Annotated in this window: 2 protein-coding genes; both read right to left on the reverse strand. The window is 69.8% G+C overall.

From position 1 onward, the window contains the following. Positions 1 to 5: 5 nt before the first annotated feature. Entirely contained in the window at positions 6 to 845 is an 840-nt protein-coding gene (locus tag VGV06_15165) for an isoaspartyl peptidase/L-asparaginase (protein HEV2056486.1), read from the reverse strand. Positions 846 to 1,111: 266 nt separating this feature from the next. Then, the coding region (locus tag VGV06_15170; GenBank protein ID HEV2056487.1) for an FAD-dependent thymidylate synthase at positions 1,112 to 1,740 on the reverse strand (629 nt) is incomplete at its 5' end.

Consider the following 1,740-nt stretch of genomic DNA (forward strand, 5'->3'; position numbering starts at 1 on the left):
CGACACTACGTCGCCAGGGCGAAGGGCATGGCCGGGGTGTTGAAAGCGGCCTCAGGCGCCCCTGCGCGGGCGATCACAATCACCCCGCCCGATGCTTTGAGCGCCTTGCCGAGCAGCGCCACCGCGCCGCGCGCGACCACCGCCGCGCTCATGCCGTGCTGCAGCTCGACCACCATCAGCCGCGCCAGCCCGAGGCGGATGAAGGCTTCGCCCTTGCCGGTGCCGCACACGGCGCCGAAGAGGTCGTCGGCATAGATCCCAGCGCCGGGAATCGGCGAGTCGCCGATGCGTCCGGGCAGCTTGCCGTTGATGCCCCCGGTGGAAACCGCGACAGCGAAGTGCCCGTCGGAGTCTCGGGCCACCGCGCCCACGGTGTCCGCTCCATGTAGGATCTGCTGCCGCTTGCGGTCGGTGATGAAGATCTCCGGGTCGCACATCTCGACCCCGTGCTCGCGGGCGAAGCGTGATGCTCCGTCGCCCGCCAGCAGGACATGCCGGCCGTCGCGCATGACCTCGTGCGCGAGGTCGATCGGATGGCGAACGTCCTTGAGCCCGGCGACGCCACCGGCCCGGAGCTCCGCGCCCTCCATTACCCCAGCGTCGAGCTCGACCACGCCGTCCGCGTTGAGGCATGCGCCGATCCCTGCGTTGAGGAGCGCCTCGTCCTCCATCAGGCGGACCGCGGCTATTGCCGCGACAAGCGCGCCGCGACCGATCTCAGACCAGCCGGCGTCGCGGGCTCGCTCGACAGCGGCCTGCCGAAGCTCGCGTTCATTTTCGGGAACGGGTCCAGCGCCTCCGTGAACGATCAGCGCCGGACGGGCGCTAGAGAGCCTGGTCGGCAGGCCAGTTGTCGCGGCGCTCGAGCATGCGGCGCTCGGCGATCCGGCGGTCGAATGGAAAGACCCCCCGGCGGCCGGCGGTCGCCCGCACCGGGTCGCGCCTCTCGGCAAACCTTCGCTCCTCCCAGGTCCGGCGGTCGTCCTCGCCTCGCCTTTCGGGCCCCCTCGGCAGCAACATATTGTTCAAAACCCTCACCCCTTCCTCTCGAGTCGACATTGGCTAGTGATGCTACTGCACGCGATGATCAATTTGAGGGGTCCCCGCGAAGTTACGGCGAAGCCTCGGACTTCGCGGGGTTTCCGAGTGCGCCCAACTTCTCATCTAGCCGGCGCTCCGACTGGCGCCGCTCCAGCTCGTCGCCAGGTCCGAGGTCGACGAAACGGGCGTAGCCAGCCAGGCGTGGGTGGACCTCGGCGACGCGGCGGAACATCTCCTGCGCGACCCACCGGTAGTCGGGGTGGCCCTGCGGCGTGGTCCGGAGCTCGCACAGGTGGTAGACCTCGCGCAGGTTCACCCGGAAGTACCAGCGGACGCGAAACGCCAGCGGCACGATGTACTGGGCCAGCGCGGGGCCGACATCGCCCTCCAGCCTGGAGTTGACTGCCGCCGCCGCTTCCACCGCGGCGGCAAAACGGCCGCCCAGCCCGAGGTCGGCAATTCCTGGAGGGAGGTCGTAGCCCAGGCTCGTGCCGAGCACCTGCCGGTCCTGGGTGAGCATCCGGTGGCGGTGCAGGTCGCGGTAGGCGCCGAAGTTGGCGACGATCTCGAAGGTGTACTGGGCGTGCTCGAGGGCGCGCGGCACCCGGTGACGGCGATTGGCACGATCGCCCAGCAACGCTTCGAGGACCTGGGCGTGGTCCGCGGTCTCCAGGTCGAGGCTCGAGTCCGAGTGCGGGA

It is taken from the genome of Candidatus Methylomirabilota bacterium, assembly GCA_035936835.1.
Classification (GTDB): Bacteria; Methylomirabilota; Methylomirabilia; order Rokubacteriales; family CSP1-6; genus AR37.